Raw genomic sequence first — 461 nt, 5'->3', positions numbered from 1 at the left:
GGCCTGGCCTACGTGCCCCCGGGCCTGCTCGGCCGCGGCTGGCTGCTCAGCTACGAGGCCCGCCTGTACGACCACCCCACCAACCTGCAGATCGTGCAGGCCGACGGCACCCGCATCATCTTCAGCAAGCTGCGCGAGCACCCCAGCCTGTGCGCCAGCGAGCAGCCGGGCAACGGCATCGTGCGCATCGAAGGCCCGGATACAAAGGGCACCAAGGAAACCAAGCCCGGCCAGGAACGGCACTACACCTGGCAATGGATGGACGGGCGCGAATTGCGCTTCAACCACCGGGGGCGCCTGACCCGCATCAGCCTGCCCTCGGGCGAACAGGTCCGACTGGACTACAACGCCAAGGGCAACCGCCTGCTCAAGGTCACCGACCCGCAGGGCCGCAGCCTGCGCCTGCACTACGCCCAATCTTCGGGCGAGGGCAGCTTCACCGGCGTGCAGGCCATCGACAC

At 68.5% G+C, this 461-nt stretch carries 1 protein-coding gene; it reads left to right on the top strand.

All coding sequences use genetic code 11. From position 1 onward, the window contains the following. Nucleotides 1-461: hypothetical protein (locus ACUTR7_RS29455; RefSeq protein ID WP_445610418.1), on the top strand; the 461-nt coding region annotated here is incomplete at both ends.

This window comes from Delftia sp. NA_296.1 (assembly GCF_052692095.1).
This window is presented reverse-complemented; position numbering and strand designations above follow the sequence as displayed.